This window comes from Gardnerella coleohominis (genome assembly GCF_002896555.1).
In the GTDB taxonomy this organism is placed as follows: Bacteria; Actinomycetota; Actinomycetes; order Actinomycetales; family Bifidobacteriaceae; genus Bifidobacterium; species Bifidobacterium vaginale_F.
The window spans coordinates 1-211 of the sequence record NZ_MNLH01000052.1; the positions used below are offsets into that span (position 1 = coordinate 1).

Below are 211 nucleotides of genomic sequence, written 5' to 3' on the forward strand. Positions count from 1 at the left end.
GGACTGTACTCCTGATTAGAAATGAACTTAACCATACCTATTTCCTTAAAAACAATTTAAAAGACTTACCAATTGTATTCTATTTTGCATATATAAAATATTGGGGCATTATTCTAAAAATGCCCCAATAAAAGTTTTATGCTCGCCAAGCCTCTTGCGCAATATTACGAATAGAATCAATAGCAGCTGATGGATTTTCAGCTCCATAAAC

General features: G+C 32.7%; 1 pseudogene. It reads right to left on the reverse strand.

Going from position 1 to position 211, the window contains the following annotated elements:
• Window positions 1-136: 136 nt before the first annotated feature.
• Window positions 137-211: pseudogene (locus BFS05_RS06675) on the reverse strand (ribulose-phosphate 3-epimerase); the annotation flags it as partial.